Below are 13,051 nucleotides of genomic sequence, written 5' to 3'. Positions count from 1 at the left end.
ATTTCACTAGGAGGGTTTATTTCCATGGCAAGAGTCAACACTGCTGAAATCATTAGCAACAGTAAATTTAATCGCTTTCATTTCGGGCTGTTAGCGTGGGGTTTTCTTATTATCCTTTTTGATGGATATGATTTAGTTGTTTATGGAACTGTTGTCCCGTTGTTGATTCAAGAATGGAACTTATCTTCTGTTCAAGCAGGAGCCATGAGCAGCTACGGACTATTTGGCATGATGTTTGGTGCCATTTTTTTAGGGATTTTGGCTGATCGGATTGGAAGGAAAAATGTAATCGCTTTATCAGTTATATTGTTTAGTCTCTTTACCGTTTTATGTGGATTTGCTCATGACCCGGCGACTTTTTCCATTTTTCGTTTTTTTGCTGGTGTAGGTCTTGGAGGCATTATGCCGATTATTATTGCGTTAATGACTGATTACTCACCAAAAAAGATGAAAAGCATGGTCGTTTCAATCGTTCTCTGTGGATATTCTGTTGGTGGAATGCTTGCCCCGACGCTTGGGATTATCATTATGCCGAAATTCGGATGGGAATCTATTTTTTGGGTTGCAGGAATCCCTTTATTGCTTTTGCCTTTTATGTATAAATACCTTCCTGAGTCCTCTGTCCATTTAATTAGAACAGGAAACAAAGAAGAGATGTTTCGAATACTGAAAAAAATCAGCCCGGGAATTACATTTGCTAAAGATGATGAGATGATGGAGATCCCTTTGGCTGAATCGAAAGTTCCAGTGATAGGATTGTTTAAAGAAAGAAGAGGTTTAAGTACGGTCATGTTTTGGATTGCATTTTTTAGTTGTTTACTAATGGTATATGGACTAAATACGTGGCTTCCTAAATTAATGATGGAAGCAGGATTTGCATTGAATTCAAGTTTAGGCTTCTTAATCGCCCTTCAAGGTGGAGCGATTGTGGGTACATTAATTATTGCTCGTCTTTGCGACAAGTATGGTTCCAAAAAGATGCTTGTACCGATGTATGCTTCTGGTGCAGTCGCGCTCACGCTACTCGGGTTTGGCGGCAATACGTTTGTTATTTATCTGCTTGTTGCGGTTGCGGGAGCCGCAACGATTGGCGCACAAAATATCGTCCAGGCCTATGTCTCACAATATTATCCGCCTTATATACGCTCGACTGCTTTAGGCGTCTCTTCAGGGATTGGTCGAATGGGTGGAATGCTCGGACCGTTATTAGGAGGATTCCTCTTATCTATTACGCTGCCGATTCAATTGAATTTTATTGCCTTTGCCATTCCGGGACTGATTGCGGCTATTGCATTATTCTTAGTTCCTGAAAAACGGGCTGTCTATTTTGATCAACCCGGTGCAAACGATCAAGAGGAAACGAAAGAAGCAAAGCAAATTAGCTGAGTTCAATCTGCAGTTGCATTGAAAGCGGTGTCTTTAATTTGATGCATCAGCGTAGTGAAACACAATTGAAAAAACGGTCATAGAAGGTTTGACGCCAAACATTCGAAAAATGTTTCGTGATGATGAGGCATTTGTTCGGAATGTATCCTTTCGGCAAACAAATGAAATTCTGATACCAACATTGAAACTTAAAGATAGGGTAGGAATGAACTGCATAAAAATGAAGGAGACGACGAAATGATTTTCCAAAACTTTCAGGCGCAGCATATTCCACGTACGGCGAAAGTCCAAAGGAATGCCAGAACATGGGGAGAAATGTTACACGCGGATGATGAACTGATATTGCTTCGCGGTACCACTTTCCAAGCACGTACACTCGATGATTTTACAGGAACTGATTTTCTGTACGGATATCATAAAAAATTAGTGAAATAAAAGGAGTCAGCCCTGTAAATCAGGGCCTTTTTTAATGGGCGGATAATGTATTTCGTAACACGAATCTTTTTGCTATACTTAAAACCACATATTGACAAGGAAATCAGGTGAAACGATGGAGCATAAGAAACAAAGCGCATTTTGGTCGATCATTTTTGCTGTCTTTTTCGGAAATTTTTTAGCAGTTATGAATACATCAACAGTAAATGTTGCTGTACCGGCTTTTATGAGTGAATTCGCTTCAGATTTACCAGCTGCGCAATGGACAGTAACCGGCTTTATGCTGGCAGCGGGAGCAGTGGCGCCCGCAACAGGCTGGTTCGGTGCCCGATTTGGCTATAAGCGTATTTATATTTCTGCACTTATTGGTTTTTTAGCGTGCTCACTATTATGCATCTTTGCCTGGAATATCGAAAGTTTAATTGCGCTGCGTATTTTACAGGGAATGTTCAGCGGGATTATTATGCCTTCTACGATGACGCTGATCTATAAAACAATTGAACGGGAAAAACAGGCTTTCGGGATTAGCTTGTGGAGTTTATCTGCCGTCCTTGCTCCGGCTCTTGGTCCTGTCCTGGCCGGCTTTTTTATTGATACAGCGGGTTGGCAGGCGCTGTTTTATGTGAATTTGCCGATTGCAGGCGCAGCCATTTGGGCGGCGTTAACGTTTATACCGGGTACTGATTCGGGAGTGAAAATGCCGTTTGATTTGCCAGGTTTGCTGCTTTCTTTTGCCGGCAGCGTACTCCTTTTAACGGCTTTCGCGGAAGCAGAGTCGTGGGGATTGACAAATAGCAAAACAATATTAGTGTCAGGGGCTGCGTTATTGCTGCTCGCGTTGTTTATCCGCCGCGAGCTGCGTATACAGTTTCCACTTCTTAATTTTGACGTTCTATCGCACCGCCGTTATGCGTACAGTCTTCTATTAAGCGCTGTGCTGTCTGTCGCGTTGTATGCCGGCGCTTTTTTGGTGCCGATCTTTTTGCAAAGTGCACTTCGTCTTGGAGCGTTTGAAACAGGGCTGATTATGATGCCGGGTGCTCTGGTAATGGCGTTTTTTACGCCTGTGACCGGAAAGCTGTATGACAAAACGGGCCCTGTGACGCTAATTTTAACCGGTTTGTTAATTATGATTATTGGCACATATATGATGGGAGCACTCACGATTGAAACGACGGCTCTATATATTGTCATTTGGACCTCGGTTCGATATCTCGGTATAGCGCTATGCAATATGCCGATCACCAATGCAGGAATGTCGTCTGTACCTGTAGAGATTGCGGGTTATGCATCTGCACTAAACAACTGGGCACGGCAGTCGATTGCTTCTTTATCGATCGCGCTGTTTTCTGCATTGTTAGCATTCCAGTCAAAGAAATATATGTCAGCTGAAATAAAAGAAGATGCTGCAACCGCGTTTGCAGCAGGGGATGTGTTTCTCTACTCACTTGGGCCCCTTGTGGCTGCACTCCCTCTTGTATTTTTGCTGAAAAAGAGGAGTGTGCAGAAAAAAACCCGCTGTAGTCAGCGGGATTATTGAAAATATTGATAATAGACTTTTTTGCTTTCATCTATTGAAGACGTTCCGTGTATAAAAACACGCCCATCCTGGAATGCCGTAATCGTATACGTATCCTTTTTAAAGGAGATGAGAAAGGCATTTTTGTGGGTAATGTCGGCACTATTTTCCACACTTTCTGATAAGAGTTGAAGGTCACGCTTTTTGATGCTGGATGGCCTGATTTGAACGGTGTCACGCCCACATAAAACAGCAAATTTCGTTGATAGCTCATATGATAGAAACGGGTATACCGGATTTGCTCCGCAGGACGGGCAGTCCGGTTTTTTAAGTTTAGCCGCATCAACTGATGAAAAATGATTTGTCCATAAATCGAACGAAAAAATGGTGCCGCGGAGTGAATCTATATTGCCTGTCAGCCATTTCAATGCTTCAGCTGTCTGCGCGGAAGCCGTCATCTGCACGGCAGGTGAGATGATGCCGGCTGTGTCGCATGTAGCGCCTGCCTGCGGAATCGTATCCATTAAACAATGCAGACAGGGCGTTTTGCCCGGGATGATAAACAGCGACAGACCCCCGGATGCAACACATGCACCATAAACCCACGGAATCGCATATTTTTGAGCGGCATCATTTATGACAAACCGAATGTCAAAGTTGTCGGTCCCATCAATAATGAGATCGACCGCACTGCCGGATAAAATATTTTTAAAAAATTCAGGATCAGCGTCTGCTGTTACCGCATCAATGACAACATCAGAGTTTAGTGCAGCCAGCCTCTTTTGGGCTGCTTCCGCCTTAGGCAGCCGGTCAATGGCATCCTGCTCGGTATATAAATTTTGCCGCTGTAAATTGGAGAAATCGACGTAATCGCGGTCGACAATGGTGACATGGCCGACGCCGGCACGGACAATCATCTCGGCATTGGCTGCACCGAGCGCGCCTGCACCGATAATGAGCACATGTTTATCGCGCAGAACCTCTTGGCCATTTTGTCCAATTGGTGGAAATAAAACCTGGCGCGAATACCGTTCGGTCAAAGGATGCTCATTCCTTCCAACGGACTTGAGGCAGCTGCATTAAATTTTTTCGGAATGCGGCCTGCCTCGTAACTTGCTCGTCCAGCTAAAACACCATATTTCATTGCTTCAGCCATTTTCACAGGGTCATTTGCACCTGAAACGGCTGTATTAAGCAGCACACCGTCAGCGCCCAGTTCCATTGCTTTCGCTGCATCAGATGGCACACCGATTCCGGCATCCACGATAACCGGCACAGATGATTGTTCAATAATATAACGGATATTAAGCGGGTTAATGATTCCAAGTCCTGTTCCGATTGGTGAAGCACCTGGCATGATGGCATGACAGCCTAGGCCTTCCAGACGTTTTGCCAATAACACATCATCAGACGTGTACGGCAATACGATAAATCCCTCTTCAAGAAGCATTTCAGACGCTTTAAGCGTTTCGATCGGGTCAGGAAGCAACGTTTTATCGCATCCGATCACTTCCACTTTAATCATGTCACAGAGGCCTGATGCTTTTGCCAGTTTTGCAATTCGGACCGCTTCCTCCGCTGTTTTTGCTCCTGCTGTATTTGGAAGAAGTGTATAGTTATTTACATCAATCTTTTCTAAAAAGTTGGGCTGTTCCGGCTCAAAAATATTCATCCGCCGCACCGCAAATGTCAGTATTTCTGTCTCTGACTTTTCAACTGCTTCTTTTTGGATATCAAAATCAGGGAATTTTCCCGTTCCGAGCAGCAGTCTGGAATTAAATGAATATGGTCCAATCTTTAACATGTTATCCGCCTCCTACAAATTGTACAATTTCAATCCGGTCACCGTCGCTGAGAGCGGCATCGTCACGTATTGATTTATCTAAAATCGATTGATTTAATTCTACAATCGCCAGCTCTTTGTTCAGTTTAAAATGATCGAGCAAATCACGGACAGTTGTTACGTGATCAGGCAATTCCACATCGCGTCCATTCACAGTCATATTCATGAGAATGACTCCTCCTTTAAAAATCGTGACGGAGAGAAAGGGGCAAGAGAAGCTGCCGTCTTTTCACATCCGTTTAGTAATTTCTCCATTAAAACACCGGTCACGGGACTTAATAAAATACCGTTCCGGTAATGCCCTGTACAAATATAATGGCCGGCAACAGCAGGATGGGCGCCGATAATGGGGAGGCCATCAGATGTTTGCGGCCTCATGCCAGACCATGTACGCTCGATCGTACCTTGATCAAGCACGGGCAGCAGCCGTGCGGCCCGGTTCAACAACGAGCGGACGCCGCCAGCTGTGACCGATGGATCAAAAATACCAGGGTGCGATGTCGCCCCGATCAGCATTTCTTTATTGCGTTTTGGCACAATGTAGCATCCATCCACCGCAAAAACAGTCTTAACGGGTGCAGCTTCCGTTAATTTTACCGAGACACACTCGCCTTTAACCGGGATGACCGGCGGATTAAATTCTGCATCGGCAAACATTTCGCCGCTCCACGCCCCTGCGGCAGTTATAAAACGGTCTGAGTGGTATACTCTTTTTGTCGTTTTTACGCCGCGGACTCTACTTTGTTCTACCAATACCTGGTGCACGGGTTCCTGCTCATACACATGAACACCGGCGTTGACTGCAGCCTGCAAAAAGGCGCGGGCGAGCAGAGGAGCTTTTACTTGATTGTCTTTTTCGAGGTAAATCGCGCCTGCCGTGTCTTTTGACATACATTGCTCAACAGTTGGCACGTCATCCGGCTCCAGCCATTGTACAGTGGAATCTTTACCGGACAAAAATTCATACTGGTCCAGAAGTGCCGGACGGTCGGCTGTTGTAGCTGCCACTTTTAACAATCCGGCTTTCCTTAGTTCAATATCAATGCCGGACTCTTCAATTAATTCATCGCGAATATCCGTAAACATATCCCGGCTGACAAGCGCAATGTCCATAAGCGGGTTTTCATGCTCAAATTCATTTTGCGCACCGAGCATACCGCCAGCCGCCATGGAGGCAACACCAGCTTTTCCAGCATCAAACACTGCAACAGACAACCCGGCTTTCGCCAGCCTGTATGCGATGGAACAGCCGATTACACCGCCCCCGGCAATAAGACAATCGTATTGATTCATCATTTTCACTCCTCATTTTTAAAAAATGCAGAAATCATTGCTGCACCCGCTGCGCCTGCTTCCAGCACCGTTTGAATGTTATCAAAATGAATCCCGCCAATCGCGATAACGGGTATCGACACAGAGTCTGTCAGTTGGCGAAGTAAATCCAAGCCGCGGCCTGGAACACCTTCTTTAGAAGGTGTCTTGAAAATATGACCGAAGTAAAGGTAATCTGCGCCGTCTAACTCGGCCTTTATGGCGGTTTCCAAGGAATGAACAGATTTACCGGCCTGTAAGTATGGATATGTATGCTTAAATAACTTCATTCGATCATCAAACTCAGTAAAATGAACACCCTGTAAGTTGTACTGAACCGCAATCGCAGGGAAAGAATGAATAATCAGTTTTTCAGGGGGAATACCCTGTTCAATCATCTTCTTTATTTTCAGGCTGAGTGCTGTTTCAGAAAGCTGTTTTTCACGAACACAAATGGCATCGACATGCGGATAGAGGGAGGACGAGATGGACATTACGTTTTCTGGTAACCCAGTTCCTCCGGTTACTGCGTGAATCATTGGCATCAGCTCCATTTAGAAACATGACATGCAAAAAGCGCTGCTTCCCAGTTAGGAAAGCAGCGCTGAATAAACACAACAATAAAGGTCTCGCCACTTTCCTACGCCAGTATGAACTGGATCAGGTTCCAGGAATCCCAAAGTCAATCACTTTGATCTCAGCCCTTTTAAAGGGCACCTCCAGTGGATGAATATTCAGTTTTTTTAAGCGTATCATATATCTTCCATGGTGTCACGTGCAAAAATTATTTGTAATAGCCTAGATGTTCCGATATGTCATCGGCTGTATTTTTCATCACAAGGGCTATCTCTTCAGCACGTTCTCCGGTCAGGCGGCTGGAATGTCCAACGATTGAAAGAGAAGAAACAACCGCGCCTGTATGGTCTCGAATGGGTGCTGCGATACTTGTATAATGTTCATAATAACTTCCGTGTAAGATGCAAAAACCACGGTCCCGGACATCGGACAGAATCTGAACGATGTCCTGTTTATTTGTAATGGTTTTGGGAGTATAGGCGTATAGTTCTCCTGAAATGGTTCGCTCAATGGTTTTATCGTCTTGATAGGCAAGTATACAAAGCCCTTCAGCTGTGCAGTAAACTGGGTTTTTTCGGCCAATTTGTGTAAGCAGCCTGTCGGGGTGGCTGCTTTCAGCGCGAAATAAATAGACAACATGCTCGTCTTCCATCAGGCATATATGTGCCGATTCATTCAATGTTTCGGCAATCGATTTTACAATAGGGAACCCTTCTTTATACAGCTCCCTGTGACTGAAAATGACACCGCCGAGCGTCAGGATGGATAAACCGAGCCGATAATGGTTCGTGCGCGGGTTTTTGGAGAGAAATCCTTCTTTCGCTAAAATGAATACAAGGCGGTGAACACTGCTTTTTGGAATACCGGTCAGTTTTGCCATGTTCGTGATGCTCAGCTCTGGCTGTTTTTTTGTAAAAAGGCGGAGAAGCTGCATCGCATTTGTCACAGATGATAATGTTTTTTTATCTTTTTCGTATCCGGCCATCCTCAATCCTCCTCTTGCGTAACGTGACAATGTCCGTCATTTGTTTGGCGGCTTCTTGAACCGCTGAAATGTACCGTTTTTGCAAAATTGGTGATGCAGCTCTTTTCGGATCTGTTGTGATATTAACAGAAGCAATCGCTTTCTTTTTTTCGTTAAAAACAGGAGCGCCGATACCGGTAATCTGCTCTCGAAATTCCATTTCGCAAACTGTATAGCCCTTTTCCCGAATCTGTAACAGCCTTTGGCTGAATTTTTCAGCAGATATAATCGTTTTCTTTGTATACGGGTATAAGTTTTGTGCGGCTTCGTTAGCGGCTTCTTCGCTAAATGCAAGAATAGCCTGTCCAGAACTTGTACAAAAAGCGGGATGGCGGCGTCCAATATGAATAAAATCGTCGGAAGGATATATTCCGTCAATGGTTTGCAAATAAATAATATCAAGTCCTTCTAAAATAGCCAGATGAGCATTTTCACCAGTTGATTCAACCAGCATGTTTAACACAGGTGCTGCCTCGTTTAAAATATGAATTTGAGAATTAATAATTGTTGTCAATGCTAGAATGGATGAACCGGGGCTGTATAGGTGTGTTTGATGATCTTTCACCACAAACCCTTCTGCAGCCAGAGATGATAACAGCCTGTGTGCGGTGCTCTTTGCCACACCTAATAAATCTGCGACATTGGTCACACTCATTTCCGGCTGATTAATTGAAAAGGATTTTAGTATAAGCAGTGCGTTTTCAAGAGAAGTAGTATGGCCCATTTGCCATTCCTCACTTTCGAATTGGGTATATCTGAACAATAGCGAAAATTAAGAAATAGGACAAGATGAAATAACAGAATACTTTATACAAAACCTTATTCTGGGCTGAGTCTTTTTTCCTTTTTTATATTTGTTGTAAGAATTTGTCGTAAACTATGTTTCATAATTTACTCATAAGGGGAATAAACTAACAGCAACATGAAAAAAGGGGAAGACAACATGCAAACGACAGAGAAAGAACAAATGAAGTTGATTGAACGTCTTATGGAACAAGGAATTTTTAAATATGGAGACCGACAGCTTTATGAGTTGACGGTTGATGAGTTAATTTATTTGAATGAATCAATGGATACATCTATAAACATGTAGGAAAAAAGCACAAACATTACAGGGAGTAATGTTTGTGCTTTTTTTTTCTTTTCGAAAGGCTGGAAAAAACGCCGGGTTGGTGGTGTTTCGCATAATAAATAAGCGGAAACGTTAAAGCAAGAAGAATAACAACGAGGCCTATAACCCCTATCCAGTGCCAGTGCGTCCAGAACCAGCCGCCGAAGGAACCGATAAAACTTGAACCAAAATAGTACAGCAATAAATACATAGAGGAAGCTTGTGTTTTATTAAATCCGGCATATTCACCAACCCAGGCGCTTGCAATTGAATGGGCCGCAAAAAAGCCAAACGTAAATAAAGCAATTCCAGCAATAATGACGGCTAGTGAAGGAACAAAAGTGAAAAGAGCGCCTGCAGCCATTAAGCCGATTGATACGCGGAGGATCAGCGGGTTTCCATATATATCTGCTTTCCTGCCCATGTACATCGCACTGAATGTCCCCGTTAAAAAAACCAAGAAAATAAACCCTATAAATGTTTGGCTTAATGAATATGGCGGCTCCATTAATAAGAATCCGACGTAATTATACAGCGTCACAAAACTTCCCATTAATAAAAAGCCGAGTGAAATGACCGCAAGAAGCGGGCGGTTATACATATGTATTTTATAGGCGAGCAGCATGTCGCGAAAATTTACATGTTTCTTTTCGGAGTTTCGCGGTTCCGGAAGTGTTAGGTAAAACGTTATACTTGCAGCGAGCGCGATAATGCCTATGGTAATAAGCGCTACCTGCCAGTTAAATAAATCCGTTAACAGTCCCGTCAATACACGCCCAGACATGCCGCCAATAGAAGTTCCGCTTATGTATAGACCCATCGCTGTGCCGATTGCTTTTGGATTGAATTCTTCCGATACATACGCCATCGCAATGGCGGGTACCCCGGCTAGAAATATACCGAGAATTGCCCTGAACGCAAGCAGCGTCCAAAAATTTGCACTAAATGCAGTTAAGATTCCAATGATCGACGCAGCGAACATGGAAGTGATCATAATCTTCTTTTTTCCAAACTCATCAGACAGCGATCCGGCTATGATCATGGCAATTGCTAGTATTCCAGTGGACAGCGATAATGATAAACTTGCCATGGAAGCAGAGACGCCAAACTCTTGTGCGAACAACGGCATAAGTGGCTGCGTCGTATATAGCGTAGCGAATGTGACAAAACCGCCCAGAAATAGAGCAAAACTTGCTTTTTTACTTGCTTTTGTATGTGGTTCAATATACGCCATAGCGTACCCCCTATTACTTAGAAAATACTAAATGAATGTATTTAAAGTAGCTTTTTACTAGCATAGATATTATTATATAGGATACAATATCCTTTTTGAATGAATTATTTTACGTTCAATAGGGGAGCGTTCTTTATTTTCCACACTTAATCGTCAAATTAATGGATAAATGAAACTGTTGTAAAGGAGAGTTTACATTGCACTTAGATAAAAGTGAGTTAGACACGATCCATTCCAAAGTTACAAAAGTAATAAGGGAAGCAATATTAAACGGAGAAATTGCACCTGGTGAAAAACTAGTTCAAGAAGAATTAGCCAATTCTTTAGGTGTAAGCCGGATGCCTGTTAGAGAGGCACTTCGGAAATTAGAAATAGAAGGGTTAATTAAAATCGAGCCTCACCGCGGGGCTGTTGTTAAAACATTAAACATTGAAGATATTGAAGAAATTTACAATTTAAGAGCGCAGCTTGAAAAGATCGCAGTAGAACAAAGCGTGGAAAAAATCGAAGAAGAAGAAATCAGAAAATTAGAACTTCTTGTCAACGAAATGGAAGATACGAAAGAAGCAGAAAAATTTGTAGAAGCGAACATAACGTTTCATAACCTGTTAATGAGCAATTGCGCGTGGAAACGCCTGCTGTTCTTTATTGAAACTTTGTGGAATGGCTTTCCGCAGCAAACACCTCATCTTTTACTAGACCATACAAAAAAATCAAACCAGGAACATAAAGAAATTCTAGAGGCTGTGAAAAAAAAGGATGCTGCACTGGCTGGGGATTTGGTTGCCAAACACATAAGCCGCACTGGACATGAATTGGTTGAAAAGATGAAAAATACGAAAAAATAATATGTCAATGAAAAGTGCCCCTATTATAAGGTGCGCTTTTTTCATCTCAATCGAACGAAGGTTATTGAATATACAGAATATTAGTAAATTTCATTGACTTACGCATGTAAGTGGCATAAAATAAGTAAAAATAATATTGGATCCAGAATACAATATTCATTTTGAATCGTTTCATACTTCTTCAAAGGATAAAGGAGGTTTATGAAAGAATGACTGTATATCGCTCTTATTTATTTGTTCCAGCAACCAAAATCGAAATGGTTGAAAAAGCAATATATTCTCCTGCTGACTGTATAATCATTGATTTAGAAGATGCAGTGGCAGTTTCAGAAAAAGAAAGTGCGAGAGAAAACGTGAAAGAAGCATTGGATCACTTTAAAGATAAAAAAGATATTTTTGTTCGTATGAACGACATAGCAACTCCCTATTGGGAAAGCGATCTTTCCTGTGCAATAACGAATGGAGCGAAGGGGATCATCATTCCGAAAGTAGAAAATGCAGAGGGGATTCAACTAGTTTGTGACAAAGTAAGGGGGTTGATCAGGAGGTCTGGATTACAGATTGAAGAATTTGATGTCATCCCTCTCATTGAAAGTGCAAAGGGTGTTAAAAATGTCTATGATATTGCCGAAGCCGATAAGATGATCACAAAACTTTCATTTGGTTCCATTGATTTTTCATTGGATATTGATTGTGAATTGACACCAGAAGGGTTTGAACTGCTATACGCCCGTTCAAAGATCGTAACGGCTTCTAAAGCGGCCGGCTTAGAAAGCCCGGTTGATGCCGTCTTTCCAGATTTAAAGAATACGGAGGGGCTAATAAAAGAAGCTGAATTTGTTAAACAGCTTGGTTTTAAAGCGAAGTTAATCATTCATCCAAAGCAAATAGAAGCCGTTCATTCTGTCTTTTCTCCTTCAAAAGAAGAGGTAGAGAAAGCTTATAAAATTGTGACAGAGTTTGAACGTGCGGAAAAGCAGGGATTGGCATCCATATCGGTGAATAATAAAATGGTTGATTATCCCGTATATAAAAAAGCACAAAAAATTGCATCGTTTTACATGTAATCATTACTTTTAGGAATGGGGGAAAAATATGAAAGCCGCGATAGCAAATGCTCCTCAAAGCAAATCAAGCAAGAAATTTCTTTATGCACGGCTTCACTCGCTTGCAGGAATCCTTCCACTCGGGTTGTTCATGGCAGAGCATTTTTATACAAATTCCATGGCGATGTTCGGTGCTGAAAAGTATAATGAACAAATTGCGCTTTTGCAGAGCCTCCCGTTTTTAATTGGGATTGAAATTGTATTTATTGCAATTCCCCTCCTTTTCCACGCTATATATGGACTTTACTTAAGTTTTATCTCTAATCATAATACAGCTTCATACAAATACACGCGAAACTTGACATTTTTCTTTCAAAGAATAAGCGGTGTAATCATCTTCGTATTTGTCATTTACCATGTGTGGTCTTTTCGATTGTCGACAGCGATGACAGGGACAGAAGTAAACTATCATCTTGTCAGCGAACATTTACAAAATCCCATCATTTTTGCATTTTATGTTGCCGGCATTATTGCAACCGCTTACCATCTTTGTAACGGATTATCAACGGCGCTTATTACCTGGGGAATAACCATTGGGAAAACATCTCAAAAAATTGCTTTGCAAGTAAGCATGATTCTTTTCGCTTTAATGAGTGCTTTAGGAGTTGCGACGTTATTTAGTTTTATATAAGTGAACAACAAAAGGATTAGGGGGCGG

15 protein-coding genes and 1 riboswitch are annotated in these 13,051 nt (G+C 42.3%); of the genes, 7 read left to right on the top strand and 8 right to left on the bottom strand.

What is annotated here, in order from left to right; genetic code table 11:
- Window positions 1-24: 24 nt before the first annotated feature.
- The 3 genes from BTO28_RS14460 (at window position 25) to BTO28_RS14450 (ending at window position 3,361) form a co-directional block, all read left to right on the top strand.
- The gene (locus tag BTO28_RS14460; RefSeq protein WP_076767516.1) at window positions 25-1,386 is read left to right on the top strand and encodes an MFS transporter; all 1,362 of its coding nucleotides are present in this window, start codon (window positions 25-27) and stop codon (window positions 1,384-1,386) included.
- A 237-nt stretch (window positions 1,387-1,623) separates the two neighbouring features.
- Window positions 1,624-1,821, top strand: a complete 198-nt coding sequence (locus BTO28_RS14455; protein WP_076767514.1) for a hypothetical protein — start codon at window positions 1,624-1,626, stop codon at window positions 1,819-1,821.
- Between the two features lie 115 nt (window positions 1,822-1,936).
- Window positions 1,937-3,361 carry an MDR family MFS transporter gene (locus tag BTO28_RS14450; protein ID WP_076767512.1) on the top strand — a complete coding sequence of 475 codons (1,425 nt, stop codon included), beginning with the start codon at window positions 1,937-1,939 and terminating at the stop codon, window positions 3,359-3,361.
- On the opposite strand, the gene BTO28_RS14445 is transcribed toward BTO28_RS14450, so the two are convergent.
- The 7 genes from BTO28_RS14445 to BTO28_RS14415 all read right to left on the bottom strand — a co-directional run bounded on the left by BTO28_RS14445 (window position 3,355) and on the right by BTO28_RS14415 (window position 8,818).
- On the bottom strand, window positions 3,355-4,380 hold the full coding sequence (locus tag BTO28_RS14445) for a ThiF family adenylyltransferase (protein WP_076767510.1): 1,026 nt from the start codon (window positions 4,378-4,380) through the stop codon (window positions 3,355-3,357). The genes BTO28_RS14450 and BTO28_RS14445 overlap by 7 nt on opposite strands.
- A complete protein-coding gene (locus BTO28_RS14440) occupies window positions 4,377-5,144 on the bottom strand; it encodes a thiazole synthase (protein ID WP_076767509.1) in 768 nt (255 codons plus the stop codon). Before BTO28_RS14440 ends, BTO28_RS14445 begins: the two co-directional genes overlap by 4 nt.
- Before the next feature lies 1 nt (window position 5,145).
- Window positions 5,146-5,349 carry a sulfur carrier protein ThiS gene (gene thiS / locus BTO28_RS14435; RefSeq protein ID WP_076767506.1) on the bottom strand — a complete coding sequence of 68 codons (204 nt, stop codon included), beginning with the start codon at window positions 5,347-5,349 and terminating at the stop codon, window positions 5,146-5,148.
- Window positions 5,346-6,476 (bottom strand): glycine oxidase ThiO, encoded by a 1,131-nt coding sequence (thiO, locus tag BTO28_RS14430; protein WP_158068834.1) that lies wholly within the window; start codon window positions 6,474-6,476, stop codon window positions 5,346-5,348. The genes thiS and thiO overlap by 4 nt, the downstream gene beginning before the upstream one ends.
- A 5-nt stretch (window positions 6,477-6,481) precedes the next feature.
- Window positions 6,482-7,033, bottom strand: coding sequence for a thiamine phosphate synthase (locus BTO28_RS14425; RefSeq protein WP_158068833.1), 552 nt, complete (start codon window positions 7,031-7,033; stop codon window positions 6,482-6,484).
- Between the two features lie 81 nt (window positions 7,034-7,114).
- Window positions 7,115-7,225: riboswitch (TPP riboswitch) on the bottom strand.
- A gap of 53 nt (window positions 7,226-7,278) precedes the next feature.
- Window positions 7,279-8,055: an IclR family transcriptional regulator gene (locus BTO28_RS14420; protein WP_076767501.1), complete on the bottom strand. Its 777-nt coding sequence runs from the start codon at window positions 8,053-8,055 to the stop codon at window positions 7,279-7,281.
- Entirely contained in the window at window positions 8,033-8,818 is a 786-nt protein-coding gene (locus tag BTO28_RS14415) for an IclR family transcriptional regulator (protein ID WP_076767499.1), read from the bottom strand. The genes BTO28_RS14420 and BTO28_RS14415 overlap by 23 nt, the downstream gene beginning before the upstream one ends.
- 219 nt (window positions 8,819-9,037) lie before the next feature.
- Between BTO28_RS14415 and BTO28_RS16850 the strand changes: the two genes are divergently transcribed.
- Complete coding sequence (locus tag BTO28_RS16850) at window positions 9,038-9,187, top strand: Fur-regulated basic protein FbpA (protein WP_144289492.1); 150 nt, start codon at window positions 9,038-9,040, stop codon at window positions 9,185-9,187.
- A gap of 16 nt (window positions 9,188-9,203) precedes the next feature.
- Here the strand turns inward: BTO28_RS16850 and BTO28_RS14405 are convergent, their stop codons facing one another.
- Window positions 9,204-10,439 (bottom strand): MFS transporter, encoded by a 1,236-nt coding sequence (locus tag BTO28_RS14405; protein ID WP_076767497.1) that lies wholly within the window; start codon window positions 10,437-10,439, stop codon window positions 9,204-9,206.
- Window positions 10,440-10,636: 197 nt separating this feature from the next.
- Here BTO28_RS14405 and BTO28_RS14400 point away from each other — a divergent pair, with 197 nt between their 5' ends.
- From BTO28_RS14400 to BTO28_RS14390, 3 genes are all read left to right on the top strand, one after another.
- Window positions 10,637-11,287: a GntR family transcriptional regulator gene (locus BTO28_RS14400; RefSeq protein ID WP_076767495.1), complete on the top strand. Its 651-nt coding sequence runs from the start codon at window positions 10,637-10,639 to the stop codon at window positions 11,285-11,287.
- Window positions 11,288-11,496: 209 nt separating this feature from the next.
- Window positions 11,497-12,354: an HpcH/HpaI aldolase/citrate lyase family protein gene (locus tag BTO28_RS14395; protein WP_076767493.1), complete on the top strand. Its 858-nt coding sequence runs from the start codon at window positions 11,497-11,499 to the stop codon at window positions 12,352-12,354.
- A gap of 28 nt (window positions 12,355-12,382) precedes the next feature.
- Window positions 12,383-13,024, top strand: coding sequence for a succinate dehydrogenase (locus BTO28_RS14390; protein WP_076767491.1), 642 nt, complete (start codon window positions 12,383-12,385; stop codon window positions 13,022-13,024).
- Window positions 13,025-13,051: the final 27 nt, after the last annotated feature.

The organism is Domibacillus epiphyticus (assembly GCF_001975785.1).
GTDB classification, from domain to species: Bacteria; Bacillota; Bacilli; order Bacillales; family Domibacillaceae; genus Domibacillus; species Domibacillus epiphyticus.
Note: the sequence above shows the minus strand (reverse complement) of the source record. Positions and strands in the feature narration are given on the sequence as shown.

Excerpts from the sequence above, each read along its gene's own strand:
- BTO28_RS14460 (WP_076767516.1), top strand. The coding sequence starts at position 25 with ATGGCAAGAGTCAACACTGCTGAAATCATTAGCAACAGTAAATTTAAT.
- BTO28_RS14455 (WP_076767514.1), top strand. The coding sequence starts at position 1,624 with ATGATTTTCCAAAACTTTCAGGCGCAGCATATTCCACGTACGGCGAAA.
- BTO28_RS14450 (WP_076767512.1), top strand. The coding sequence starts at position 1,937 with ATGGAGCATAAGAAACAAAGCGCATTTTGGTCGATCATTTTTGCTGTC.
- BTO28_RS14440 (WP_076767509.1), bottom strand. The coding sequence starts at position 5,144 with ATGTTAAAGATTGGACCATATTCATTTAATTCCAGACTGCTGCTCGGA.
- thiS (WP_076767506.1), bottom strand. The coding sequence starts at position 5,349 with ATGAATATGACTGTGAATGGACGCGATGTGGAATTGCCTGATCACGTA.
- thiO (WP_158068834.1), bottom strand. The coding sequence starts at position 6,476 with ATGAATCAATACGATTGTCTTATTGCCGGGGGCGGTGTAATCGGCTGT.
- BTO28_RS14425 (WP_158068833.1), bottom strand. The coding sequence starts at position 7,033 with ATGATTCACGCAGTAACCGGAGGAACTGGGTTACCAGAAAACGTAATG.
- BTO28_RS14420 (WP_076767501.1), bottom strand. The coding sequence starts at position 8,055 with ATGGCCGGATACGAAAAAGATAAAAAAACATTATCATCTGTGACAAAT.
- BTO28_RS14415 (WP_076767499.1), bottom strand. The coding sequence starts at position 8,818 with ATGGGCCATACTACTTCTCTTGAAAACGCACTGCTTATACTAAAATCC.
- BTO28_RS16850 (WP_144289492.1), top strand. The coding sequence starts at position 9,038 with ATGCAAACGACAGAGAAAGAACAAATGAAGTTGATTGAACGTCTTATG.
- BTO28_RS14405 (WP_076767497.1), bottom strand. The coding sequence starts at position 10,439 with ATGGCGTATATTGAACCACATACAAAAGCAAGTAAAAAAGCAAGTTTT.
- BTO28_RS14395 (WP_076767493.1), top strand. The coding sequence starts at position 11,497 with ATGACTGTATATCGCTCTTATTTATTTGTTCCAGCAACCAAAATCGAA.
- BTO28_RS14390 (WP_076767491.1), top strand. The coding sequence starts at position 12,383 with ATGAAAGCCGCGATAGCAAATGCTCCTCAAAGCAAATCAAGCAAGAAA.